This is a genomic window from Methylophilus sp. E2MeOHC9, from assembly GCF_058744375.1.
On sequence record NZ_CP196024.1, the window covers coordinates 2,296,179 to 2,322,433 of the forward strand.

Here is a 26,255-nt window from a genome sequence, read left to right on the forward strand (position 1 = left end):
ACCGCGCTAGGAAGCTATATTGCACGGTGTGAGACTGCAGTTTATGGGCAGGCAGTGTCAAATGTCTTCGGCTTTCATGCCTTGCAGTTAGGATGGCCTGGAGATGATTTGCTGGCGCAGAGCCGCATTCCATATAAACATTATTTGCACGAGCACGTCCAGAAAGAAAGTGCCTTGCTTTGTGAGGCCGAATTTTTACCGCTGGCTGAAAACTCTGTCGATCTGATATGCATGCCGCATGTGCTCGAGCAATGTCACGATCCGCGACAGGCATTAAGGGAAGCTTTTCGCGTCCTGGTGCCGGAAGGTACGTTGATTTTAACCGGTGTGACACCATTCAGCTTCCTGGGATTGCGGGCAAGGGTAGGCTGGTTCAAGCAGGCTGGTGCCTTCAAACGTTTGTTTACTGCCCGTCGCATCAGGGATTGGCTAAATGTGTTGGGGTTTGAAATCGTGCAAAGTGAGTACCTGATGCATGCACTACCTATCAATGACCTCAACTGGTTACAACGACAGGCAAGGCTGGAAAAGTGGGGGGCTTGCACCTTTGGTATGACGGGTGGTGTTTATTTCCTGGTGGCCAAAAAACGTGTGCTGAACGTGCGCCTGCTTAAGCCCGACTGGAAAAAGTCTCCCTTGAACCAGGCCTTGCAAGCGCAAAAAAGCCGTACGCGTATTCAAAACAAAGTGCAAAAACAGTTAAAATGCGCGGATGTCGACACAAAGCTGGATTGAAATGTACGCGGATGGGGCCTGCAAAGGTAACCCTGGGGTAGGTGGTTGGGGCGTTTGGCTGAAAGCCGGGCTGCATGAAAAGGAATTGTTTGGCGGGGAGCTGCTCACCACTAACAACCGCATGGAGTTAATGGCGGTGATCCAGGGTCTGCAAGCATTGAAAAAGCCTGCGCATATTAAAATCTATACCGATTCCAGCTACGTGCAAAAAGGCATGACCGAGTGGATCAAAGGCTGGAAGCTAAAGCAATGGCGGACGGCGGATAAAAAGCCTGTGAAAAATGCAGATCTATGGCAAATGCTGGATGAGCTGGCCAACCCGCATACCATAGACTGGATCTGGGTGAGAGGGCATGCCGGCAACCTGGGTAACGAACGCGCGGATGTGCTGGCAAACCAGGGCGTATTAACCGTCGCCAAATCATAAATCATCAAATAGATACTTAAAAAAGCGCAGCCATGAGACAAATTTTCCTGGATACCGAAACCACTGGTTTATACCCCGACCAGGGGCACCGGATTATCGAAATTGCCGCGGTAGAGATTTTTAACCGCAGGCCGACGCAGCGCCATTTCCATGTCTATATCAATCCTGAGCGCGAGATTGATGCCGGTGCGCAAGAAGTGCACGGTATCTCGCTGGAATTTTTGCAGGATAAGCCTTTATTTGCCCAAGTAGCAGCAGAGTTTATTGAGTTCGTCCGCGGTGCAGAACTCATCATTCACAATGCCCCGTTCGATATGGGGTTCCTGAACATGGAATTGGCCAGGCTGGGCCTGGATAAACTGGAAACGGCTGTCAGCGGTATTATCGATACGCTGAAAATGGCCAAAGAATCGCGCCCCGGGCAGCGTAACAACCTGGATGCGTTATGCCGTCATTTTGGGATTGATAACTCCAAGCGGACCCTGCACGGCGCTTTGCTGGATGCGGAGTTGCTGGGTGAAGTCTATATCGCGATGACGCGCGGTCAGGAAAGCCTGTTGATGGAATTATCCAATACGGTGGAGCAGGTATCCCATGACAGCATTGCCGTTGATCTGAATAGCATAAAACTACTCACGGCAGATACAGACGAAATCGCTGCACATGCCCAATATATTGAAGGCCTCGCCAAGGCTGGCGCAACGCCTTGGTAATCTGCTTGATTAAATGCTGGTGTAAGTTAAATCGGGATTAACAACGCACTAGGCAAATGCATCTGTCCAGCTGTTAGGCGTTTCATACAGCCTGACTTTGATCAGTTGCAGATGGTTATCAAAGGTGCCGTGATATTGCGCTTTAAGCAATTTAAAGGCTTCGGCAGCCATATTTTCTGCAGTAGGGATAGTCGGGAAGATCACCGTCTTGTGATTGGGCAGGCTGTTTAAAAAGTCCAGCACAGCGGTATCACCCTGATAGACCAGAAAGGCATGGTCCCAGCGATCAACAATGGTTTCTCTGGCAATGCGCTTAACGTCGGCAAAGTCCATCACCATTCCGTTTTCTGAAGCGTGTTCCGCCTGAATAATGTCACCCGATAAGGTAATCTCTATCGCGTAGCGGTGACCGTGTAAATTGCGGCATTGACTTTTGTGATCAGGAATACGATGTCCGGCATCGAACTCCAAGCGTGTAGTAATTTCCATGACGATATTATATCAGTAACCATGCAGCACACTCTGCACGAAAACCAATCACTGCATTAATATAGGTCGTCGATATCCATCAATGCATCTTCGTCAGCCGAATAGTGTTTGTGACTTTTTTCATAGCTACCATAGCTAGTGTCAAAATCATCCACTTCATCGCCGGCAAAGTCTTCCAGCATCTGGTCAATACGTTTAAATTTATCGGTAGGTCCTGCTTTTTGCAACATAATCCACTCCTTAAATGCTAGTTGATATTGCTCAAACATGTCAGTCATGACATTCTTACCGTAATCATTAGCATAGACTGTGCCAAAGCAGGGTTTAGTTCCTGTGTTTAACCCAGTGATGAAGTGTCAAAAATAAAAAAATGCTGCATCATTGATAGAACAATTACGCTAACTAATTGTCTATAAAAGAATTAATATAAATATATTAGCTAAATTAACAGGAGAAAAGTAATGCGTGGATTGTTCATCGCGTTGTGCACTTTAGGAATTTCTACGATGGCCAATGCTGAGTGTTTACCTTTCTATCAACATCAGTTCAAAACCCTGCAAGGGCAAACTGTCGATTTTTGTCAATTTCAGGATAAACCTATTTTGATTGTGAACACGGCCAGTAAATGTGGCTTCACGCCACAATTTGAAGCGCTGGAGTCAATTTATGAACAATATAAGGACAAGGGCCTGATTGTGATTGGATTCCCATCCAACGACTTCAAGCAGGAACCAGGAAATAATAAGCAGGTAGGGGACTTTTGCAAGCTGACATATTCTGTCAAGTTCCCCATGGTGGAGAAAACCAGCGTCACCGGCGCCACTGCCAATCCGCTCTATCAGCAATTGATCAAACAAACCGGCAAAGCACCACAATGGAATTTCTATAAATATGTCATTCTGCCTGGCGGCCAGAAAGTATATTCATTTAATAGTATGACGCGCCCGGATAGCGAAGACATCCTGGAGAAAATAAAACCGTACTTGAAATAATGGTGTTCAAATACTCCTATGCAAAATAGGAGTCATTTAAGAACTGAAGATTTGCTTGCTCGTGGAAATGCCCGCGGGCAAAGCGAATGGTGTTTACTTTAAAGCTTAAGTGAATTTTGAAGCAGAAACACATTCAAGTGTTTTGGCGTCCCCACGGGGATTCGAACCCCGGTCGCCTCCGTGAAAGGGAGGTGTCCTAGGCCTCTAGACGATGGGGACCTAAGAAATTTTACAACGTGTGCAGTATACCATTGTTTCAAGAAATCAAAAAATATTTTTTACAAAAAACTCAATATTTTCAATCACTTGGTGGAGATAAGCGGGATCGAACCGCTGACCTCTTGCATGCCATGCAAGCGCTCTCCCAGCTGAGCTATACCCCCTAATCCTGGTACTGCATTTCTTCGCTTTGCGCTGCAAATCAAAGAAGGCGCCATATTAATGACGGGCACTTATCTTGTCAACGATTTTTCGCAGGATTATGGAAAAAACTGCGATTGCCGGTCATTCAGCGCGAGTGCTTCTTGAGACACGCGCTTTTTAGCCGCGGATATTACTTTGTGCGCTGAACTGGGAAAGCTCTACGTACGGTTGTGGTTGCCAGCCAGTCGCGCGATGTTCAGCGACCACGTTGGTGAAAATGCCGCCGCGTACATAAAACTTGGCAGTGACGCGCATGAACTTGGGATCAATGGCGCTGACCAGGTCATCTAGGATCTGGTTGGTCACCGCTTCGTGGAAACAGCCTTCATCGCGGAAGGCCCACATATAGAGTTTCAGGCTCTTTAATTCCACACACAGTTTGTTAGGAATATAGTCCAGGTAAATCACCGCAAAATCCGGCTGGCCGGTTTTCGGGCACAGGCAGGTGAATTCCGGAATTTCCATATGAATATGAAAATCGCGGGTTGGATTTGGATTGTCAAAAGTTTCCAGGGTCTTGGCGGGTGCAGCCGTTGGTTTGCCACCGAGTAAATGTTCGTTCATTGCAGGCTATGTTTCTTGATAAAAGTGGGTATTATAACGCTTAAGCAATCATTCAAATTCTTATAAGCGTTTTTCTTACTTTGCGTCTCACTCATCTAAAACTTGCTGGTTTCAAGTCTTTTGTCGATCCGACTACCATTCATTTGCACGGGCAGCGTGTGGGCGTGGTCGGGCCGAACGGCTGTGGCAAGTCCAATGTGATGGAGTCGGTGCGTTGGGTGCTGGGAGAATCTTCCGCCAGGGAAATGCGTGCCGATGCCATGGATGCCGTGATTTTTAATGGTTCTGGCAATCGCAAACCTATTTCACGTGCCAGTGTGGAACTGGTATTTGATAACAGCTTGGGCGGGGCCAGCGGCGAGTGGAATCAATACGCTGAAATCTCGGTCAAGCGCGTGATTGAGCGAGATAAAGGCTCTACTTACTATATCAACAATACTGCGGTGCGCCGCCGGGATGTGGCTGATCTGTTCCTTGGTACTGGCCTGGGTGGTCGCGCCTATGCCATTATTGGCCAGAATACGATTTCGCGCATTGTAGAGGCCAGGCCGGAAGAGCTACGGGTATTTCTGGAAGAAGCGGCAGGCATCAGCAAATATAAAGAGCGTCGTCGCGAGACGGAATTACGCTTACGCGATACGCGCGAAAATCTGGAGCGGGTAGAGGATATCTCGCGTGAGATGAACAAGCAGATCATCAAGCTGGAAGCGCAGGCCGTCGTCACGCAAAAGTTTCATGCCTTGCAGGAATCGCACAAACTCGCTGAGGCGCAATGGTGGTGGCTACGCAAACGCGATGCGGTGCTGGAGCATGAAGCCGCCTCGCAGGCGGTTGAGCAGGCGGTCAATGCGCTGGAAGCGCAAATGGCCGATTTACGCAGCAATGAGCTGCAACTTGAGCAATCGCGCCAGCAGCACCAGGAGGCCTCTGGCCAATTACATACGGCGCAGGCGGCTTTTTATGAGGCGAATTCACAGGTCTCTAATCTCGGGTTGCAGGTAAAGCAATCTGAAGAGGCACGTGATCGCCTGTTGCAGGAACAGCAGCAACTACAAAGGCAGATGGAGCACAGGGCGCAACAGCAACAACAATTACAGACGCAATTAGCTGATAAAACGGCAGCCCTGGCAATGGCTGAAGGTTCAGTCGCGCAGCATGCGCTCAATCTGCAAACCATGCAGCAGGATTTGCCAGCGCAATCAGCGCAACTGCAAGCAGTACAACAAACCGCCAACCAGGCACAGCAGGCCGTGCAACAAAGCCGCCAGCAAATGCAATTGGAACAGAATAACGCCAACTTTATCCAGCGCAACCTGGCTGAAGTAGGGCAACGGCTGCAGCAATTGCAACATGAGTTAGGGCAGTGGGCACTGCCGGATACGCAGGCTTTGGGGCAGCTTCAGCAAACACTGATAGAACAGCAGTCTGCCTTGCAACATGAAGAGCAGCAGCTGGCACAGTGTCGTGCAGACGAAAACACACAGCAGCAGGCGTTGCAGCAGGCTCGCAGTGATTGGCAGCAGGCCCAGCGCGCGTTGCATCAATTAGAGGCTGAGATCCAGTCATTGCAAAAATTGCAGCAAAGCATGAAGCAGGACCAGCAATTAGGGCCATGGCTGCAAAAAACAGGGCTGCAATCGGCGCCGCGTCTATGGCAAGCCATTCAGGTAGATGCCGAATGGCAAGCGGCATTGGAAGCATTCCTTGGCAGTAAGCTAAACGCCTTATTGCCCGCAAACCTGCCGGATTGGTCGCAACTGCCACATCCACAGGCAGCGTTGGCCATTGCCAGGGCAGGGTCAGCCGCCGAGACACCACCAGAACAATGGCAGGGCTTAAGCAGTCTGTTCAGTTTATTGACGATCAAGCAGCCTGAAGTGGCCGCGGCATTGCAGTATTGGCTGGCCGGCATATATGTGCTGGATAATGTACAGCAGCTTGCGCATTATCAGCTTCAGTTAACCGCTGGCCTGAGTCTGCTGACTAAAAGTGGGGATGTTTACCAACGATATAGTGCGGTATTTCATGGCCGGCAAAACCAGATGCAAGGTGTGCTTGAGCGGCAGCAGCAGTTAGACCAGCTACAATCAGGCCTGGGCCAGGCGCAGCAAGCCGTGACGCTCACCCAGCAACAGGCACAATCATTAGAATCCGCGCTGCAAAATACGCGTCAGCTACAACAGCAAAGCCATCTGCGAATTAAAGAATTGACCTCAGGCACGCATGATACACAGATGCAGATATCACGCTTGCAGCAGGCGCACGATAATGCAGTGCGTCGTCAGGCGGGGTTGCAGGGTGAAATCACGCAGGCCGAAAGTCGCCAAAATGGTTTAAATGCAGAAAGCATAGCAGCGCTAGCTAGTATTACCCATCATCAAGCGCAATTTGCCGGCCTGGAGCAAACGGCACGTGACACGCAAGCGCAAAAGCAACAGGCAGAACAGGCGTATTTCAATTTACGTGATACCGTGCAGCAGGCTGAAAAAGCGCATCAGTCACAAGTGTTTGAGCAGACATTGCTCACAAATGCCGTCAACGATTTGCAGCAACGACTCACCAATAATGAGCAGGAAAGCCAGAACTTGCAACATCGCCTGCTCGAGACTGAGCAAACACTGGCGATCAGCAATATGGAAACGCTCAAGGCTAATCTGGCACACGCTTTAACCCAACAGCATGACTGCGAACAGGCGCTTGCGCTGGCGAGAAACCAGCTTGCCGAACAGGAAAGCGCCTTGCAAACACAAGAGCGCAACCGCATGCAGGTAGAGCAGCAGTTACACCCCTTAAGAGATGCCGTAGAGCAGCGACGCCTTAAACAGCAGGAGTGCCGCTTGCAAGTAGAGCAATGCCAGGCGGCACTGGCAGACGCCGGCCTGGAGGAAGCTGTTATCCAGCAAGGATTGTCTTTGGAAAGTAAAGTGCAGGTGCTGGCTCAAACCACACAAAAACTGCAATTGCAGATGCAACAGTTGGGGCCGGTCAATATGGCGGCCATTGAAGAGTTATCGGTTGAAAAAGAGCGTAAGGGCTATCTGGATAGCCAGCTGAAGGATTTGCTGACCGCCAGTGAAACACTGGAAGAGGCGATCCAGAAGATAGACCGTGAGACACGTGGCAAGCTGCGGGCGACGTTTGAAGAGGCCAATCGTAATTTTGGCGAGTTGTTCCAAACCTTGTTCAATGGTGGGCAGGCCAAGCTGGAACTGCTGGGGGATGAGATCCTGGATACGGGTGTGCAGGTGTTCGCACAACCACCCGGCAAGAAAAACACCACCATACAATTGCTTTCTGGCGGTGAAAAAGCCTTGACGGCGATGGCACTGGTATTTGCGCTGTTCCGCCTGAATCCGGCGCCATTCTGCTTGATGGATGAAGTCGATGCGCCGTTGGATGACAGCAATACCGAGCGTTTTTGCCAGTTGGTACGGGTGATGTCAGAAAAAACACAATTTTTGTTTGTTTCGCACAACAAAATCACAATGGAAATGTCTCAACAACTAATAGGCGTTACCATGCAGGAATCCGGCGTGTCGCGGATTGTAGATGTTGATATTGATGAGGCGATACGCATGCATGCGGCGTAATGCGTGTTTTGTTGTATCATATCGCGGAGTTTTAAGGGATAGTAACCATACATGTCTGATTTGTGGATGATTTTGGTATTGCTGGGGGTCAGCATTGTACTGGCAGTGGTAGTTTTTAACTGGTGGCAAGAAAAAAAGTACCGTAAAGATGTGGAATATCGCTTCAGCCATACGCGTACAGATGTACTCGACGGTGAGGTTGCTGGCGGCCAAAAGACGGATACTGCCCAAAAAACGTCAGGCGCTGGCAACAATGCCGTGCCTGAAGATGTAGAAGGATGGATGTCGGAGCCTCGTGTCCGTCAGTCGGCAAAATTCGAACCGGAATTCACAGTCGGGGATGGTCAAAAAACCAAACCAACGACTACGCAAAACCCGGTCAGCACTCCCCAGAATAAACCAGCCAATGACACACGCCCTGTAGTAGCTAAAAATCAACCTGCTCCCTTCAAGGCCGACCTCAAACAAGAACCATCCATTTCTGCGTTACAACCACAAGCCGCGCAAGAAACCTCAAGTAGTTTATCTGAACCGCGATCGCCAGCATCTGACCAGCAAGCACCAGCTTATCCTGAAGTGTTGCATGATGAAGCTGAATCAACGCCTGTGGCTGTGGATACGCCAGAAGATCAAACTGTTACAGCGATCACATTACCTCCGGTATTGCACACGGCAATGGATTGGGTAGGTGTGATTGATGCGCCGTTAGGCGTGATGCTGGTTGAACTGGAAGATTTGCAGGCAGAAGCAAGAACATTCCCGCATCACGCAACGTTGTGGGGGCAAAGTACTTCAGCTGCTAGCTGGCTGGATGTGCTGGCTATGGATGCCGCTGCGATGCAGAATAAAGTACCGCTCAGCCAGGTGGTGTGCAGCTTGCAACTGGCTGACCGCGGTGGCCCGGTAGATCAGGAAACCCTGAAGCGTTTCCAAAAGTCTATGGAAACGCTGACGCGCGCACTGGGGCTGACGATACACTGGCAAGGCGGCTATGAGCCATCACAGCAAGCGCAGGCCATTGATACTTTCTGTATCGAGGTCGATAAAGCCGTCGAATTTCATGTGCTGGCGAATCAAGGTATGTTTCATGCCACCAAGCTACGCGGTTTAGCCGAAGCCTGCGGCATGCAACTCAGTGCCGAAGGCCGCTTTGAGCTGTTCAATAACGAAGGCGAACTGGAATTTTCGGTGCGTAATTATGAAGGTAAACCTTTCTCTGGCGAGATGCTAAAAACTGCCGTGATGACAGGTGTGACATTCCAGTTGGATATTCCTACCACATCTGACAGCTTGCAGGTGTTTGACCGCATGGTGGAACTGGCGCGCAATATGTCGGGCAGCCTGACAGCTAGCCTGATTGATGTGAATCGCAAGCCGATTGGTGATCCGCAACTCGATAAGATCCGTCAGCAGTTAAAAAATATTTCTAATGCCATGGCAGCGCAGGGGATTGCACCCGGTAGCAGTCATGCCAAACGCCTGTTCTCTTAATCATGTCTGCCAATGAGGCTGCGCTGGTTTTACAACAGCTCAAGCAGCGTATCGCCGAGTACGACTACCACTATTACGTACTTGATGCACCCTTGGTCAGTGACAATGAATATGACGGGGTTTATCGTGAACTGGTAGAGATTGAGCAACAATATCCTGAACTCATCACTGTAGATTCCCCCAGCCAGCGTGTTGGCGGGCTAGCCTCAGCCGCTTTTGAGAGCGTGCAACACCGGCAAGCCATGCTTTCACTGAATAATGCGTTTAGCGAACAAGAGCTGGAAGCCTTTGACCGCCGTGTACGCGAAGCCACGGATGAAACCGTGGTTGAGTATGCGGTAGAGCCAAAATTCGATGGCCTGGCGATTACCCTGACCTATGAGCATGGCGTATTTGTGCAGGGGGCGACCCGTGGCGATGGCTACACCGGTGAGAATGTCACCCATAACCTGAAAACCATACGCGCCATACCCACCCGGCTGACATCAGCACAACCACCGGCTTTGCTCGAAGTACGTGGCGAAGTGCTGATGCTGAAGAAAGACTTTGAAAAACTAAATCAGCAACAAGCCGCCGTCGGTGGAAAATTATTTGCAAACCCGCGCAACGCGGCCGCAGGTAGTCTTCGTCAGCTGGATTCCAATATTACCGCAAAACGCCCACTGCACTTTTTTGCCTATGGCCTGGGGGCGAGCGAAGGTATTCCTGATCTGCAATCGCATGCTGAAGCCATGCAATACCTGGCTGATTTGCGCTTTCCGGTCACATCGTTGCGCACAGTAAAAACAGGGGCGCAGGGGTTGCGTGATTATTATGCAGAGATTGGTACGCAACGCAGCAGCCTGCCGTTTGACATTGATGGCGTGGTGTACAAGGTCAATGATTTTGATTTACAGCGCACTCTGGGGTTTGTCTCACGTGCGCCGCGCTGGGCCGTGGCACACAAGTTTGCCGCTGAAGAGGCGGTGACGCTGGTGGAAGATATCACCGTGCAGGTCGGCCGCACAGGCGCCATTACGCCAGTTGCCAGGCTGAAGCCGGTGTTTGTGGGTGGCGTTACCGTCACCAACGCCACGCTGCATAACGAGGATGAATTACGCCGCAAAGATATCCATATTGGCGACACAGTGATCGTCAGGCGGGCAGGGGATGTGATTCCTGAGGTTGTCTCGGCAAAACCGGAGCTGCGACCTGCCGATGCACAAGCCTTTGTCATGCCGACCACGTGCCCTGAGTGCGGTTCGCATGTGGTGCGCCTGCAGGATGAAGCCATCGCGCGTTGTACGGGTGGTTTGATCTGCCCGGCGCAGCGTAAGCAGGCGGTGACGCATTTTGCTTCGCGTCGCGCGATGGATATAGAAGGCCTGGGTGAAAAACTGGTGGATCAACTGGTAGCGCGTAACCTGGTCAACCATCTGGATGATGTTTACCGTCTTGACCTGCCCATGTTATCCGGCCTGGACCGCATGGCGGAAAAATCAGCACAGAATGTGCTGGATGCGATTAATAAGAGCAAGCAAGCGAGTTTGCCGCGTTTTATTTACGCGCTTGGCATCCGCAATGTCGGTGAGGCAACGGCCAAAGACCTGGCGCAGCATTATGGCGACCTGGACACATTGATGCAGGCCGATATTGAAAGCTTGATGCAGGTGAATGATGTGGGCCCTATCGTGGCCGATGCCGTCTATCAGTTTTTCCTGGAGCCGCACAACCGCGAGGTGATTGCCGCCATGCGTGAATTAGGCGTGCATTGGGCAGATATTCCCAGAAAAATTCAATCGGCTGCGTTTGCAGGTAAAACGTTCGTACTGACCGGTACCTTGCCGACGCTGAAACGCGATCAGGCGCAAGCCATGATAGAAGCGGTGGGCGGTAAAGTGAGTGGCAGTGTTTCAGCGAAAACCAGTTATGTGGTCGCTGGGGCAGAAGCAGGCAGCAAGCTGGAAAAAGCACAGCAATTAAACGTCGCTATTCTGGATGAATCTGCGTTACTGGCCATGTTGCAATTGCCACCAGCAGCTCCTGAAAACGCGTTGGAAAACACTCAAAAACAACCGGATCTATTTTGAAATGTATTCAAAATTTACTTTAATACTATTATTTAATGTATTGATTTTAAATAATGTATTAGCAAGAGATGCTGCGCTTGATGCTTGTGATGCTGCTGTCTACAGGCAACAATATGTGCAAGCGATCAAAATGGCCGAGCAGCATGCAAACCAGCCGGAGTTCTGGTTATGCAAAGGCCGTGCGCAAGCGGCTTTAACCCAACATGCGGGCGCAGAAGAAAGCTTTAAACAAGCCATTACGCTCAAGCCGCAAGGCCTGGATCTAGTGTCTGCCTATATGTTACTTGGCCATGCGCAACAGGCCTCTAAAAATACGGCAGGCGCGCTTGAGAGTTATCAGCAGGCCTTGAAATCGAGTGAGCAGCAAAACATGCGTCGTTATGTGCGTATTGCGCATAATCTGATCGGTGAGGCTTACTATGGCAATAGCCAGTATGCCGAAGCGCTGCAGGCTTTTCAGTCAGGTGAGAAGCTGGCTTTAAATGATGATGAGCGTGCAGATAGCTATGTGCATGAAGCCTTGGCTTACCAACAATTACAGCAATTTGACCATGCCATCGAATACCAGTTAAAAGGCGTGATGATGTTGCGTAAATCTGCAGCACCAGAACAATACGCTGAAGCTAGCCTGGAGCTGGCCAAACTTTTTGTCGCGAAAAAAGACTTTGTCGGTGCCGAAAGAACTTATCAACGCCTGATGGAATATGCGCAAGAAAATGGCGGCAGCTTTTATGAGGCCAAAACCGCCATCCACTGGGCTGAGGTCAAACGCGCGCAGGGAGATGCAGCTGGCGCCGAAACATTGCTGGCCCAGGCAGAGAATATCAGCCGCAAAATCCAGGATGATGAATTAACGGATCTGTTGGCCCAAGCCCGTGCGGCAAAACCGTAATCATCCTTTAAACCCAGCAGTTACTATCCTCTGTCGATCAAAACGAGTGGCACTGATATTCCGGCTGCCGCTTATTTTTTGAATACGCCTATGCAGTAAATACACCTGGTTAACTGCCTTACCGGCCAGCTTTTCTCGTTACTAAATGTATTGATATTTAATAATTACTACCGCAATAGTGGTTGAGAATAATTATTAACTTAATAATTATTTATCGTGATATAGTTTATCGGGGTGTCTCAGAATTTTATATAAAAATGATTTATGAGAGGTTAACCATGGATATTCGCTTTTTTCACAAGGCAATGCTTGCAACGGTCATGCTGGCTGGTGCTTTCCAGGCAACTGCTGACACGTTATACACGTTTAATAGTAATCAACTGGCAGTCATAGATACCCTTAATCTAGGGGCTGTTTCCTATATCAACATTTCTGGTTTGTCACAGGGCGAGCGCCTGCTAGGGGTGGATCTGCGGCCAACGGACGGCCTGATATACGGTGTCACTAGCGCCAATAATCTGTATACCTTCAATACCACCACTGGCGCTGCGACGCTAAAAACCAGTTTAAGTGGCGCATCATTAGCTAATCAATCTGTTGGCATAGACTTCAATCCTTCAGCCGATTTTGCTGGCAATGCCTCATTGCGTGTCGTCACTGGGGCAGGGAATAACTATGCTGTGAATGCAGATACTGGCGTCATAGGCAACACAACCAATAACATCGGCAATGGCTACACTGCGGTGGCGTATACCAACTCTAATCCCGGTGTAAGCCCTGGTGCAGGCGATACGACTGATTTGTATTACATCAATACGACCAGTAATAGCCTGCATTTCCTGAATACCGGGTTTAACAGCCCGGCCACCAATGGCGGGATTCAGACAGTAGGATCACTGGGGGTGAGTCCTTTATTTGCCAATGGCTTTGATATCCTGGGTAACGGTAAAGCCTATGCACTGCTGAATTTTAATGACGGCACCCTGGATTCACAGTTGTTTTCTATCAATCTGAGTAATGGCTCAGCGACATATGTCACCACACTGAATGGCACCTTCAATGGCCTGACAGGTGTGGCTGCTGTGCCTGAGCCAGCAACCTATGCCATGCTACTAGCAGGTTTGGGGATGATTGCAGGCATTGCATTGAGAAAATCCAGCCAGCGCGGTTAAACTGCTGGTAAGCTTAAAGGGCTAAAGTCTATCTCTGACTTTAGCCCTTTTGCTTATGTCGCTTTCACCATCGATATCGTTAGCTATTTGGAATTCTTTTGCCAGTTTCAAGGTCGAAACTGATACACGCGTCATCCAGTTGAACCACCCGAGGAGCCAGTATGTTGTTGGATAACAATCGCCGTAACCCCAGTGACATCAAGCCTTCTGAAATCACCCCCGTCGAAGTATTCAAACAGCGGCGTATCCTTCTTAAAGCGGCAGGTGTAATGACCACCGGCTTGTTACTACCACTGCATGCCAAAGCCGCTTCAGCCACGCTAGCTGCGCAAAAAACTGCTTATGGCCAGGAAGAAAAACTGACCAGCTATGAGGATGTCACTAGTTATAACAACTACTATGAATTTGGCACTGGTAAAGAAGACCCGGCGCGCGAGGCCGTGCTGTTTAAGCCTTCGCCTTGGACCATGAAAATTGAAGGCGCAATCAAACAACCGAAAACACTCAGTATTGAACAACTACTCAAATTAGCCCCTCTGGAAGAACGTATATACCGCATGCGTTGCGTAGAGGGCTGGTCTATGGTCATTCCCTGGGTAGGCTTGCCACTCAAAGCGTTGATTGACTGGGCCCAGCCCACCGGCAATGCCAAATACATCGAATTTGTTTCTTATAATGACCCGCGCCAGATGCCTGGCGCACGCGTACCTGTGCTTGACTGGCCGTATATTGAAGGCTTGCGCATGGATGAAGCGCTGCAGCCGTTGGCGATTCTGGCAGTGGGTTTGTATGGCAAAGTGTTGCCTAACCAGAATGGTGCGCCTGTGCGCCTGGTAGTGCCGTGGAAATATGGTTTCAAGGGTGCCAAGGCCATTAGCACTATCCGCTTTGTCGAAAAAATGCCGACTACCACTTGGGTGAAGGCCGGTCCCCGTGAATATGGCTTTTATGCGAACGTGAACCCGCAGGTCGATCACCCACGCTGGACGCAGTCTTCAGAAAAGCGCATAGGGGCAGGTTTGTTTGCCGGGCGGATTAAAACCAGGATGTTCAACGGTTATGATGAAGTAGGGCAGTTATACGCCGGTATGGATTTAAAAAAGAATTTTTAAGGCTTTGATCTCGCGGCAGGCTATATTGCATCACCTTTTTAATGACGCCCTCAACCTCACACTTGTTCAATAGCCCTGCGGACAAGATCCGCGCATTGAAAGTGCTGATCTGGCTATGTGCCTGCCTGCCGCTATTACGCTTGCTGATCCTGGGGCTGACAGATGGTCTGGGTGCAAATCCGGTAGAGTTTATCGAACGTTCCACCGGCACCTGGGCTCTGGTGTTTTTGCTGCTCTCTTTAAGTATCACGCCCTTGCGCCAGTGGACCCAGCAATCCTGGGTGATCGCTGTGCGCCGCCTGCTAGGCTTATGGATGTTTGCCTATGCCTGTGTGCATGTCCTGGGTTATCTGTGGCTGGACTATAGCTTTGACTGGTCAGATATAGGCAAAGATATAGTCAAGCACCCCTATGTGCTGGTAGGCGCGTCTGCTTTCCTGTTGACTTTACCGCTGGCTGCCACCTCTAATCAGCGAGCGATCCGCGCTCTCAAACAGCGCTGGAAAAGCCTGCACAAGCTGGTCTATGTGATCGCGGTGCTGGCTTTGTTGCATTTCTGGTGGCTGGTCAAAAAAGATGTGACTGAGCCTGTCATCTATAGCGTGCTGTTTGCCGGGTTAATGGCGGCGCGCTGGCAGCTGGCGTTGAATCAGCGACGGTAACGCTAGGCCGCACATGCTGATTCAAAGGATTTAAACGCTTGTGTGACTGCCATCACAGTCATTTTCTTCTCTATTCGTGCTTGACATCACTAGCGCTTTTAGCCACATTATCGTAAATATAAAGAGAGCCATGCTTTATGGGGGACTCTCACTAATAATTCTTTGGGGTGTGTGATTTTAACGACCGACAAGTAGCGGGTTGCTTGGTTGCCGGCTGTTGGATTTTACACTGCGGTTGTGAAGGTATGTGATGTCAAAAGTAATACTCGAGCCCAGCGCATTCGTTCTGGCGAATCAGGCGCTCGCCAGCACGTTTGAAAGATGGCAATCCACGGCGGACCCCTCTGATTTTGGGTTAGCAGCAGAAACCGATCAGCAGGGGAAATGTGTAGCCCTATTGTTTTTTAATCGGGCCGATATTCCTGTGCCTGAATTTGCGCCTGAGCTCACAGTCCAGGCCATCACCTCGGTATGGCAGTGTTTACCTCCCATCACGCATGCGCCTTTGCAAGGCATGCTCGCGCAGCCTTTGCCTGGTATTAGCCAGCGCACCATACAGCTCGCATTACAAGACAAGCAGAATCGCTGGCTGGAATGTGTCACGCATGATTTTTCCGATCATGCAGGTAAGCAGCGGTCTTTATTGCTGGTACGCGAGATTACCCATGAACACCAGGCAGTGCAGGCATCGCAACAAGAAAAACTGCGCGCGATCGCTTACGAGCGCTTTCAGTTCTCTATGCTGGAACTGGTTCTTAAAGAGCCGGATGCAACGCGGGCGCTGGAAACCATTGCGCGTGATATCGAAACCCTGCATACGGATATGTATTGCGCCATTGTGCTGACGCAGAACCTGGGCAAACTAGTGCAAACAGTGATTGCACCTACCTTGCCGCAGACCATGCTCGAAACTTTGCGGCAGCTACAGCTGGAAACAGATCATGGGTCACTGGCGACTTCAATCGCCATGAAACAACGCGTGATTGTCGACGATGTGATGACGCATCCTTACTGGGTGAATCACCGCGAGACCGCGCTAGCCTCCGGCATTCATGCAGGCTGGGCCGAACCGTTGCTGACTGCCGATGGTGACATTCTCGGTGCACTTGCCATTTATTACCGCCAGCCGCAAACGCCGACTGCCATTGAGCAATCCATGATTGAACAGGCTGCCAAGTTAATCAGCATTGTGGTCGATCGACACCTGTCACAGGACACCATGGAAGCCCTGGCTTACCTTGAGCCGGTGACCGGCTTACCTAACCGCAGAAAAGCCTATGAAGTGTTGCAACGGGTGCAATTACAGCCGGCGACAGGCCAGCACTGGGGTTTGATCTATCTCGATATAGATCACTTCAAATGGATCAATGAGGCGCACGGTCATGCCTTGGGCAATCGCTTGCTACAGCAGGTCGCCGAGCGGCTGCAAAAAGTGGCTAAACCCCATTTTTTGGCGTGTATGGGAGGCGATGAGTTCCTGATCCTGCTGTCTGGCCTTGCCAGTGAAGCCGATAAAGCCATGCAACAAGTGTGGGTGCTGCAGCGAAAACTGCAAAAGATATTTGAACGTGCGTTTAAAGTGGATAGCCAGAAGCTGCAAATCACCTCCAGCATGGGTTTATCCAGCTTTAACAGTGTAGATGCACGTGACACCGACTTTGTGAAAGCGGTAGATATCGCCATGCACAGAGCCAAGCAGGCAGGGCGCAATACCGTGTGTGTGTATGAACCCGGCATGCAAACAGAAATCGCCACCCAGGTGATGCTAGAAGCCGACTTGCGGCTGGCGATCGAACAGCAGCAACTGGCGTTGCATTACCAGGTACAGGTTGACCATACAGGCAGGCCGTTCGGCGCTGAGGCATTATTGCGCTGGCAGCATCCTGCGCGGGGCTTTATTTCACCATTGCAGTTTATCCCAGTAGCAGAATCCAGCGGGCTCATTATTGATATCGGTATGTGGGTGCTTGATCAGGCCTGCGCCCAGATTGCAAAGTGGCAGCATGCCCGCAAAACCAGTGACCTAAGCTTATCGGTGAACATCAGTGCCAGGCAGTTCAGGCAGGCCAATTTTATTTCGATGGTCAAAGCCTGCATCCAGAAACACCAGATCAATCCGAATGCGTTGCGCCTGGAACTCACAGAAAGCCTGTTGCTAGAAAACGTGGATGACGCCGTGAGTATCATGACCGAGCTTAGCCATATCGGCATCCAGTTTTCACTGGATGACTTTGGCACCGGCTATTCTTCGTTGCAATATCTCAAAAAATTACCTTTATACCAGCTCAAGATCGACCGTTCATTCGTCAATGATATCGTCACAGACAGCCATGACCGCACCATCGTACGGACGATTATCGCCATGGCACAAAGCATGTATCTCAGCGTGATTGCCGAAGGGGTAGAAACGCAGGAACAGATGGAGTTGTTATTGAATAATGGCTGCCGCCGTTATCAAGGATATTTGTTTGGCAAACCCATGCCTATTGCGCAGTTTGAAGCTTGCCTGGAGCAAGTGCCACAGTAAGCAGGGGGTTATGGGTTGGTGGAGACGACAGCAGGAGCAGGCGTTTCTGCCAGTGGTGCATTCACTGGTGCCTCCAATGCCTCAACCGCTTTTGGCAGAATCTCAAGCTGTGTCGTATTGGTGTTGTTAGCTGCCTGTTGCGCATTGCTTTCAGCCGTCAGAATACGGATGATGATGCGGTTATTCACGGTTTGCGCCAAATTGTTTTCACTGCTGGAAGCAGGTTTGGTATCGGCCAGGCCGATTGCGGATAAGCGTTTGCTACTCACGCCACGTATGCCAAGGATGGCTGCTACACGCGCAGCCTGAGTGGCGGTTGTTTCCCAGCGTCTGGCTTCAGGGTTAGCGTCATCGCTATACATGTGGCGATCAATATGACCTTCCACCTGCACAGTACGATATTCGTCTTTTAATTGCTCGCCAATCAGTTTGATCACATAAGGGCCTTCATCAGAAAGCGTGGATTGATCAGCCTTGAACAATAAGCCACTTTGCAAAGTGATATCGATGCCAAATTCACCCTGGTGGATAGAAAGTTTTTTTTGTTCTATCCATAGTGAAAGTATATTAGCCAGCTGTTGACCAATGGCGCGCATCTTATCCAGGTCACGCTGCTTTTTTTCCTGGTATAGATAATTGAGTGGCAGTGGTTTAAGTTTCGCACTCTGGTTTTGTAACGAAGCAGGCGTATCGGTACTCATGGTAGGCGTTTGGCCGGGTTTACCCTGAAAAGCCGTGACCACTGAACTGGAGAGCGCCTGGTATTTATTCAGGTTGATGCTGGAGGTGGCGTACATGACCACAAAAAAAGCGAATAACAGGGTGATGAAATCCGCATAGGAAATCAGCCACCTGTCGTGGCTGTCATCGTCATCATCGTGGATCTTGCGCCGGTACATTACGACTCCCTGAGGCGCAGATAGGCTTCCAGGCGTTCACTGACCAGTTTGGGGTTATCGCCCCTGGCGATAGAGACCCAGGCATTCAGCAGCATTTCACGACGTGAAATTTCATGCTGTATATGTCCCTTTAATTTATTGGCAATCGGCAGAAAAACCAGGTTGGCCAGCGCAACGCCATAGATAGTGGCAACGAAAGCCACTGCGATGCCGCTACCGATTTTGGCCGGGTCCGACAAGTTTTCCATGACATGGATCAGGCCGAGTACCGCGCCGATAATGCCCACAGTTGGCGCATAGCCACCGGCAGCAGACCAGATCTTGGCTGCATCACGTTCCTGTACTTCAAAGTAATACATATCAATGGCACATACTTCGCGGATGCGGTCGGCAGGGGTGCCATCGACTAATAACTGCAAGCCTTTGCGCACAAAGGGGTCTTGCTCGCGCTTGATCTGGCTTTCCAGCGATAACACACTTTCTTTACGTGCTTGCTGGCTCCACTGGTTGATACGCTGGGCCAGTTTATGACGGTCATCTTCAGGATGCACGAATACCCAGCGCAACATGCGCAGGCCTTTGAGAAATGTCTTGAGTTCGCTTTGCAGCAATACCGCGCCGGTGGTGCCAAACATCACCACCATAAAAGCGGCTGGCTGCATCAGTGATTTAAGGTGGCCACCCTCTAAGGTTTGCCCCAGCACCAGGCCAGCGAGCGCAATGATCAGCCCTGCCAGGCTGCCCCAATCCATTACGATACCCCGGTCCAGGATTTGTCACGCATGGACGCACGTAAGCGGGCCACGGCCTGGCTATGCAGCTGGCATACACGCGATTCCGAGACATTCATGATGGCGCCTATCTCTTTCAGGTTCAGTTCCTGTTCGTAGTACAGGCCCATCAGCATTTTTTCGCGTTCCGGCAGATGGTCAATCGAGTCAATCAATGCCTCACGGAAATCGCTTTCCAGCAGGGATTTGACCGGGTCATTGCTATCATCATCAACAAAACGGTCCAGGAAGTGTTCGCCACCGCCATCATCGTCATGAAAGTCTTCGTAATAAATGAGCTGGTGACCCTGACAGTCGCTCAACACATCATAGTAGTCTTCAAGACTGAAGTTCATGTGTTTAGCGATTTCAGATTCGGTAGGCGGGCGGCCTAATTTTTGTTCAAGCTGTTGCACCGCCACTTCGATATCGCGCATGTTTTTGCGGATACCGCGTGGCAGCCAGTCGGCGCCACGTAACTCGTCCAGCATGGCACCACGTACCCGCTGTGACGCGTAGGTTTCAAATTGTGCGCCATGCGTATCTTCATAACGCTGGATCGCGTCCATCAGGCCTATCATGCCGGCCTGTACCAAGTCATCGACTTCCACGCAGGAGGGCAATTTGGACTTCAGCTGGTAGGCCATTCTTTTGACCAGGCCACTATGCTGCTTCAGCATCTGGTCGGTATTGTTGGTTTTGCCTTTAGCGGTATACATGTTTTCCCTCTTTACTCTAGGCAGCAGCCAGTGACGACGTGGTTAAACGTTGTTGATCCAGGCTTCTGGCAACCGCTTTAAATGCCATGGCAGATTGCGTTGCCGGGGTTGATTCCACTGCAAGACGGTTTTTTAAACCATAGGCTGGCTTGGCCTGGGCTTGTTGCATCAGTTTGCTATCGGGAATGGCGCCAAGAAAACTCAGCGAAACGCCCAGAAACTGCTGGCAGACCTGGTTCAAGCGCATAAAGTATTGCTGGCCTTGCTCATGATTGGCATCCGTGACCACAACGCTTAAAGGCATCTGGCCATGCTGCTGGCAAATACGCTTGATCGTTGTATAGGCTGATTTAATGGCGACATCATGGCGTTCCATCTGGATCACCAAGGTATGCTGGGCCATCACGGGCAGGGCTAATGTCTGGTCACTCGGGTCTAATAATGCTTCAATCATCACGGTATCGTAGTCATACGCAAGTTGGTTCACTATACCGTCGAGCTCTGTTTTTAAATCGCCGGATAAGGGCGATGTTAATACGTTAGTTTCAGTCAGGCTCGCCAGGTCGTAACCTTGCGGATGTTTGACCACAGCACGGCTGAGAATGCTTTTGCGTTGTGCGACTGCTTGCAAGGTGTATTTAGTCATTGGCCGCTGGTTAGCCTGGATCAGCAATAGTCGCTTGCCGGGGCTGACCATGCTGGCGGCCAATTGGCTGAGCCAGTGATCAGCAGGCTGGCCATTTGCCGCCATGACACTGATGATGCGTGCGGATGACCTGGCCATGATACGGCGCAGGCCATCGGCCTGGTCATGGTAATTAAACATGATGCTGCTCTCCCTGCGCCTGCATCATGCTCGAAATCACCAGTGGTAATTCTTCATCCAGGTATTGGTAAGGCAAGCTGGCTTGATGCGGCGTTAACACTCTTTCAACCAGGGCGTGTTTATTCGCTACTTCAATATCTTCCGGCACACGTTGGCCGCCAGTGGTGTAGTACAGGCGCATGCGCTCACGGATCAACACATCCAGCACGTTGCCAATGGCAGCGGCTTCATCGAGTTTGGTCACAATGCAACCTGCCATGTCATGCTTTTTATAACTGCGCATCACATCGGTCAATGTTTCACCGGTAGAGGTCGCGTTCAGGCACAATAATTTCTGGATAGGCGTTTCAGCGCGGCTCAACATGGAAAGCTGTTCAGTCACTGCCTGATCACGCTGGCTGACACCGACAGTGTCAATCAGGATCATGTGTTTGCCTTTTAACTCATTGAGTGCGATTTTCAGGTCTTCTTCATCTTTCACTGCATGCACCATCACACCCAGGATCTTGCCGTAGATACGTAATTGTTCGTAGCCGCCAATACGGTAGCTGTCAGTGGTGATCAGGCCCAGGTTCTGTGTGCCGTGTTTCATCACATAACGTGCCGCCAGTTTGGCTGTGGTCGTTGTTTTGCCTACACCCGTAGGGCCAACCAGGGCATACACACCGCCTTTGTCCAGCAATGCATCTTCATCATCCAGCGTATGTAAGTTGCGGCTGATGACTTCTTTCGCCCACATTGGTGCCTTGTGCACATCAATATGCTGAGGCATTTTTTCTGCGATCTGGCGTGACAGCGCGGCGCTAAAGCTGGCAGAGAGCAGGGTGCTCAATACTTTTGATTTAGCCGGACTGTGTTGCAAATGATGCTGCCAGGTCATGGCACTCATCTGCGTTTCAAAGTTACTGCGCATATGACGCATTTCCTGCATCATGGTGAGCATTTTTTCTTCCAGCGTTTGCGTGGCAACCTGGTAGGCTTGCTCCTGCTGCTCGCTATGCTGTTTAAACATATCCATCATCATGTGATCAGTGCTCGCAGTTTCTTCTACCACAGGCTGAGCCATCATCGGTTTGGCAACAGGCGCTGGTTCGGGCATACGCGGCTGGGCTCTGGCAGGCGTGACGCCTTGGCCATTGACATAATCCAGCAGGCTGCGCGCAGCCTCATTCGGAGAATCAGAGGACTGCTTGTTACCGGTGTTTTCAATATCAGTTTCAAGCATGGCCATGATCTCAGTGCCGCCATTGACGCTGCGGTTCGCAACGATAATCGCGTCTTCACCTAAGGCCTGTTTCACTTGAGCCAATGCTTCACGTGCATTCTTGCCAAAAAATCTTCTGATATTCATATTATTGCGCTCCGATTAAGCTGGTCACTCGTATTGATTTGTTGTCTGGCAACTCGTCGTGCGACAGCACTCTGAGATGCGGGACAGTCCTTCTTAAAAACCTTGATAAAGCCTGGCGCAGTGGGGCGGCGACCAGTAATACCGGTGTCAGTCCCATTTGCTCCTGTTGTCTGGCAGCCACTTCTGTCTGTTGAGACAGTTTTTCAGCGATGCCAGGTTCAATCACGCTTTGTGCGGATTGATTGTTTTGTAATGCTTGCAGCAGTAAGCGTTCCAGTTGGCCATCCAGCGTCATGGCAGTCACTTCGTCACTGTAAGGGAACAAGTCCTGTACGATGGCACGCCCAAGTTTGACACGCACCATCGCAGTAAGATCATTCGCATCCTGACTATATTGCGCATGGTCTGCCAGGGTTTCCAAAATAGTGCGCATATCGCGGATGTGTACACCTTCGTTCAATAAATTCTGTAATACTTTTTGCAGCGAAGACAACGTGATCAGCTTAGGCACGATCTCTTCAATCAGTTTGCTGGATTCTTTACCCAGGTGATCCAGCAGTTGCTGTACTTCCTGGCGGCCCAGCAGTTCACCGGCATTCAGTGAAATCACATGGTTGAGGTGGGTGGCAATCACGGTACCTGCATCCACCACGGTATAGCCTAAGCTTTGTGCATACTCTTTACGCTCTGATTCTATCCAAACTGCTGGCAAACCAAATGCAGGATCAGTGGTTTTTGTACCATCCAGTTCGCCAGTTACTGCGCCCGGGTCAATTGCCAGCATCTGGTTAAAGTTGGATTCACCACTCGCCATCTCTACACCTTTCATGGTGATGCGATAGGCATTCGGTTTTAATGTCAGGTTGTCACGGATATGCACGGTCGGTGCCAAAAAGCCGATTTCCTGTGCGAATTTCTTGCGGATACCTTTAATACGTTTCAGCAGTTCACCGCCTTGTGCTTTGTCCACTAGCGGGATCAGGCGGTAGCCTACTTCCAGGCCGACAGTATCCACTGGCAATACATCGTTCCAGGTGGCTTCTTCTGCTTCGCTGGCAGGGGCCAGTTTATCTTCCGGTTGTGGTTCAAGAATGGCTTGCTGTTTGGCTTTTTCCTGCTTTTGTTTCACTGAGTAAGCTAGGCCGCCCAGCAAAGCGCCCAATCCCAGGAAGGCCAGATGTGGCATGCCAGGAATCAGGCCGATACCGCCGACAATGCCAGCGGTTACGCTCAGTACGCGTGGATCCTCAAACAACTGGGTGATCAATTGGCCACCGATGTCTTCGTTGTTGGCCACGCGCGAAACCACCACACCGGCTGCGACAGAGATGACCAGTGAAGGGATCTGTGCCACCAGGCCATCACCAATCGCCAGCAAGGTATAGTTTTTAACGGCATCGCCAAAGCTCAGGTCATGTTGCACCATGCCGACGATCAGGCCACCGACGATGTTGATGATGATGACCAGGATGCCGGCAATCGCATCACCACGTACATATTTACTGGCACCGTCCATCGCGCCGTAGAATTCTGATTCCTGGCTGACTTCTTTACGGCGGCGGCGGGCTTCGTCCTCACCAATCAGGCCGGCGTTGAGGTCAGCATCGATCGCCATTTGTTTACCTGGCATCGCATCCAGGGTAAACCGTGCGCCGACTTCAGCAATACGGCCAGCACCTTTGGTGATCACCGTGAAGTTGATAATGGTCAGGATCACAAACACCACGATACCCACGGCGTAATTACCGCCGATCAGGAAGTGGCCAAATGCCTCGATCACTTTACCGGCTGCATCCGGGCCGGCATGGCCTTCAGTCAGCACTACGCGGGTAGAAGCCACGTTGAGCGCCAGGCGCAACATGGTGGTCATCAGCAATACGGTAGGGAAGGCGATAAAGTCGAGCGCTTTAGTCGTTTGCAGGCCTATCATCAGCACCAGGATAGACAATGCGATATTAAAGGTGAAAAACACATCGAGCACGATGGCCGGCAGCGGCAGTATCATCATTGCCAGCAGCAATACAACAATGAGTGGTGCGGCGACTGCGCGACCGTCCAGTTTTCCCATCATTTGTTGCCAGTTGTTCATCTATAAGCTCCTTAAACCTGCTTTAATTACTCAATATCTGTTGCGCTAGGCGGCGTTGCCACCAGTGCATGTGGGTCCAGCGCATCCGGCACCGGCACATTGTCTGGCATAGCAGGGCGTACGCCACCATGTTGCTTGAATACCCGCAGCTGAAACACATAAGCCAGGATCTCGGCCACTGCTGCATATAAGGCTTGCGGTATTTCACTTTCCAGTTCTGTATGCGCATGTAAAGCACGGGCCAGCTTGGGAGATTCCATCGTCATGACGTTGTGCTCTGCTGCAATCTCTCTGATCTTCAAGGCGATGGCATCCATGCCCTTGGCGACGACGATAGGTGCACCGGTTTCGCCTTCTTTATATCTGATAGCCACTGCATAGTGCGTCGGGTTGGTGATCACGACATCGGCAGTCGGGATATTGCTCATCATTCTTCTGCGGGCCATTTCGCGTTGTTGCTGACGGATGCGGCCTTTGACTTCCGGGCTACCTTCCGCTTCCTTGGCTTCGTCCTTCAATTCCTGCTTGGTCATCTTATGCTTTTGCGCATATTGATAAAGCTGGTAGGGCACATCGATCACCGCGATCAGCACTAGCGCAGAGGCAATGGTCAAAAAACCAGTCACCATATAATCGCTCACAGCACTGATGCCGGATTCAAGTGGCATTTCAGACAAGCCCAGCATAGGCTGCAAATCTTTTTTCACGATGGAGTAGCCAACAGAGGCCACCAGGATGGTTTTCGCCAGCGACTTCACCAGCTCAACAACAGAGTTTTTGGAAAACATGTTGCTGATGCCTTTAATAGGATTCAGCTTGCCAAAATTAGGCATAAGTGATTTTTGCGACATCACCCAGCCACCTACCAGAATCGGTGAAGCGATAGCCACAGCCACCATGATCAGTGCCAACGGCAGGAAAGCCCACATCACTTGTTCGATTACTTTAAGCAGGTGTGTGATGAGCAGTGCCGGTTCAAACGCCAGCGCCCGGTCAAATCTCAATCCTTTTCTCAACACGTTTTTCAATGCTTCACCCATAGGGCGGCCAAGCATCATGATGGCCATACCGGTCGTGAACAATACTGCACAGGCAGCCAGTTCACGTGAGCGGGGAATGTCGCCGTCTTCGCGTGCCTTCTCCAATCGCTTGGGGGACGCGTCCTCGGTTTTCTCCATATCGCTGTCATCAGCTGCCATATCACTCACTTGTGGGGTTCAGGAACACGACGTGCGTTCCGTGACATGAGTGATTATTCAGCAGTACCCCTCTTTTTTATAGTTCGAATAAAGGGACTTATTGACCGCAATCCAATCATTATGAATTCTGTTTTGTTAATAAGTGCAAATATTTAAATTATTTTCAATTTAAAAACAATGACTTATAAAATAAATGAATTATTTTTAAACGAAACCCTAAAGTTTTAGTACAGGCCGCCGTAAACGAGTTATGACAAAAAGTGCCCGTGTATTTGATTTCATGCAGCCAGAACAGGCAAAAAACGGCTGTTAACGGAATACAACGGGAAAACTTTAATTATTTATTGAATTGAAAGGAGCAGGCGACTGCGAGAATAGCCATATATTTATTCTAGTTAAACATTAAATAAATATCATAACCATTTGTTTTATATGGTTGTGTGTTGTGCCATGCCGGGTTTTGTAAGACAAACACCTACATGGCTGTTTTCGTCCGTCTTACAAAATTAACCGACAAACCCTGATTGTTGGTATCCATGAATGC

The 26,255-nt window shown here is 50.3% G+C and carries 22 protein-coding genes and 2 tRNA genes; 12 read left to right on the plus strand and 12 right to left on the minus strand.

Annotated elements, in window-relative coordinates; translation table 11 throughout:
• Positions 1–54 precede the first annotated feature (54 nt).
• Genes ACSSVF_RS11100 through dnaQ form a run of 3 tightly spaced genes read left to right on the plus strand, consistent with a single transcriptional unit; the run spans position 55 to position 1,875 of the window.
• A complete protein-coding gene (locus tag ACSSVF_RS11100; protein ID WP_492403521.1) occupies positions 55–735 on the plus strand; it encodes a class I SAM-dependent methyltransferase in 681 nt (226 codons plus the stop codon).
• A gap of 1 nt (position 736) precedes the next feature.
• The gene (rnhA, locus tag ACSSVF_RS11105; RefSeq protein WP_492403523.1) at positions 737–1,162 is read left to right on the plus strand and encodes a ribonuclease HI; all 426 of its coding nucleotides are present in this window, start codon (positions 737–739) and stop codon (positions 1,160–1,162) included.
• Between the two features lie 32 nt (positions 1,163–1,194).
• Positions 1,195–1,875, plus strand: a complete 681-nt coding sequence (gene dnaQ, locus ACSSVF_RS11110) for a DNA polymerase III subunit epsilon (RefSeq protein WP_492403524.1) — start codon at positions 1,195–1,197, stop codon at positions 1,873–1,875.
• A 48-nt stretch (positions 1,876–1,923) separates the two neighbouring features.
• Here the strand turns inward: dnaQ and queD are convergent, their stop codons facing one another.
• Positions 1,924–2,364 (minus strand): 6-carboxytetrahydropterin synthase QueD, encoded by a 441-nt coding sequence (gene queD, locus ACSSVF_RS11115; RefSeq protein ID WP_484180881.1) that lies wholly within the window; start codon positions 2,362–2,364, stop codon positions 1,924–1,926.
• A gap of 56 nt (positions 2,365–2,420) precedes the next feature.
• Entirely contained in the window at positions 2,421–2,594 is a 174-nt protein-coding gene (locus tag ACSSVF_RS11120) for a hypothetical protein (RefSeq protein WP_200934417.1), read from the minus strand.
• A 231-nt stretch (positions 2,595–2,825) separates the two neighbouring features.
• Between ACSSVF_RS11120 and ACSSVF_RS11125 the strand changes: the two genes are divergently transcribed.
• Entirely contained in the window at positions 2,826–3,356 is a 531-nt protein-coding gene (locus ACSSVF_RS11125; RefSeq protein ID WP_442586498.1) for a glutathione peroxidase, read from the plus strand.
• Between the two features lie 143 nt (positions 3,357–3,499).
• Here the strand turns inward: ACSSVF_RS11125 and ACSSVF_RS11130 are convergent.
• From ACSSVF_RS11130 to queF, 3 genes are all read right to left on the minus strand, one after another.
• Positions 3,500–3,575 (minus strand) — tRNA-Glu (locus tag ACSSVF_RS11130).
• Positions 3,576–3,663: 88 nt separating this feature from the next.
• Positions 3,664–3,739 (minus strand) — tRNA-Ala (locus ACSSVF_RS11135).
• A gap of 157 nt (positions 3,740–3,896) precedes the next feature.
• Complete coding sequence (gene queF / locus ACSSVF_RS11140; RefSeq protein WP_442586487.1) at positions 3,897–4,343, minus strand: preQ(1) synthase; 447 nt, start codon at positions 4,341–4,343, stop codon at positions 3,897–3,899.
• Positions 4,344–4,423: 80 nt separating this feature from the next.
• Between queF and smc the strand changes: the two genes are divergently transcribed.
• From smc to ACSSVF_RS11180, 8 genes are all read left to right on the plus strand, one after another.
• Entirely contained in the window at positions 4,424–7,933 is a 3,510-nt protein-coding gene (gene smc / locus ACSSVF_RS11145; protein ID WP_492403527.1) for a chromosome segregation protein SMC, read from the plus strand.
• Between the two features lie 51 nt (positions 7,934–7,984).
• Positions 7,985–9,424 carry a cell division protein ZipA C-terminal FtsZ-binding domain-containing protein gene (locus tag ACSSVF_RS11150; protein WP_492403529.1) on the plus strand — a complete coding sequence of 480 codons (1,440 nt, stop codon included), beginning with the start codon at positions 7,985–7,987 and terminating at the stop codon, positions 9,422–9,424.
• Positions 9,425–9,426: 2 nt separating this feature from the next.
• Complete coding sequence (gene ligA, locus ACSSVF_RS11155) at positions 9,427–11,493, plus strand: NAD-dependent DNA ligase LigA (RefSeq protein WP_492403530.1); 2,067 nt, start codon at positions 9,427–9,429, stop codon at positions 11,491–11,493.
• Positions 11,494–11,608: 115 nt separating this feature from the next.
• Positions 11,609–12,385, plus strand: a complete 777-nt coding sequence (locus tag ACSSVF_RS11160) for a hypothetical protein (RefSeq protein ID WP_492403532.1) — start codon at positions 11,609–11,611, stop codon at positions 12,383–12,385.
• Positions 12,386–12,663: 278 nt separating this feature from the next.
• Complete coding sequence (locus ACSSVF_RS11165) at positions 12,664–13,557, plus strand: DUF4394 domain-containing protein (protein ID WP_492403534.1); 894 nt, start codon at positions 12,664–12,666, stop codon at positions 13,555–13,557.
• A gap of 161 nt (positions 13,558–13,718) precedes the next feature.
• Positions 13,719–14,669, plus strand: a complete 951-nt coding sequence (gene msrP / locus ACSSVF_RS11170; protein ID WP_492403535.1) for a protein-methionine-sulfoxide reductase catalytic subunit MsrP — start codon at positions 13,719–13,721, stop codon at positions 14,667–14,669.
• Positions 14,670–14,710: 41 nt separating this feature from the next.
• On the plus strand, positions 14,711–15,331 hold the full coding sequence (msrQ, locus tag ACSSVF_RS11175) for a protein-methionine-sulfoxide reductase heme-binding subunit MsrQ (RefSeq protein ID WP_492403537.1): 621 nt from the start codon (positions 14,711–14,713) through the stop codon (positions 15,329–15,331).
• A 250-nt stretch (positions 15,332–15,581) separates the two neighbouring features.
• On the plus strand, positions 15,582–17,858 hold the full coding sequence (locus ACSSVF_RS11180) for a putative bifunctional diguanylate cyclase/phosphodiesterase (RefSeq protein WP_492403538.1): 2,277 nt from the start codon (positions 15,582–15,584) through the stop codon (positions 17,856–17,858).
• 8 nt (positions 17,859–17,866) lie between these two features.
• Here ACSSVF_RS11180 and ACSSVF_RS11185 read toward each other — a convergent pair whose 3' ends face one another.
• From ACSSVF_RS11185 to flhB, 7 genes are read right to left on the minus strand one after another with little or no spacing between them, the layout of a single operon-like run.
• Positions 17,867–18,757, minus strand: a complete 891-nt coding sequence (locus tag ACSSVF_RS11185) for a flagellar motor protein MotB (protein WP_492403539.1) — start codon at positions 18,755–18,757, stop codon at positions 17,867–17,869.
• Positions 18,757–19,509, minus strand: coding sequence for a flagellar motor protein (locus ACSSVF_RS11190; RefSeq protein ID WP_492403540.1), 753 nt, complete (start codon positions 19,507–19,509; stop codon positions 18,757–18,759). Before ACSSVF_RS11190 ends, ACSSVF_RS11185 begins: the two co-directional genes overlap by 1 nt.
• Complete coding sequence (locus tag ACSSVF_RS11195) at positions 19,509–20,246, minus strand: RNA polymerase sigma factor FliA (protein WP_442586476.1); 738 nt, start codon at positions 20,244–20,246, stop codon at positions 19,509–19,511. Before ACSSVF_RS11195 ends, ACSSVF_RS11190 begins: the two co-directional genes overlap by 1 nt.
• 16 nt (positions 20,247–20,262) lie before the next feature.
• A complete protein-coding gene (locus ACSSVF_RS11200; protein WP_492403543.1) occupies positions 20,263–21,072 on the minus strand; it encodes a MinD/ParA family ATP-binding protein in 810 nt (269 codons plus the stop codon).
• Positions 21,065–22,423, minus strand: a complete 1,359-nt coding sequence (gene flhF / locus ACSSVF_RS11205; protein WP_492403544.1) for a flagellar biosynthesis GTPase FlhF — start codon at positions 22,421–22,423, stop codon at positions 21,065–21,067. The genes ACSSVF_RS11200 and flhF overlap by 8 nt, the downstream gene beginning before the upstream one ends.
• A gap of 1 nt (position 22,424) precedes the next feature.
• Complete coding sequence (gene flhA / locus ACSSVF_RS11210; RefSeq protein ID WP_442586473.1) at positions 22,425–24,512, minus strand: flagellar biosynthesis protein FlhA; 2,088 nt, start codon at positions 24,510–24,512, stop codon at positions 22,425–22,427.
• Between the two features lie 26 nt (positions 24,513–24,538).
• Complete coding sequence (flhB, locus tag ACSSVF_RS11215; protein ID WP_492403546.1) at positions 24,539–25,711, minus strand: flagellar biosynthesis protein FlhB; 1,173 nt, start codon at positions 25,709–25,711, stop codon at positions 24,539–24,541.
• Positions 25,712–26,255 lie beyond the last annotated feature (544 nt).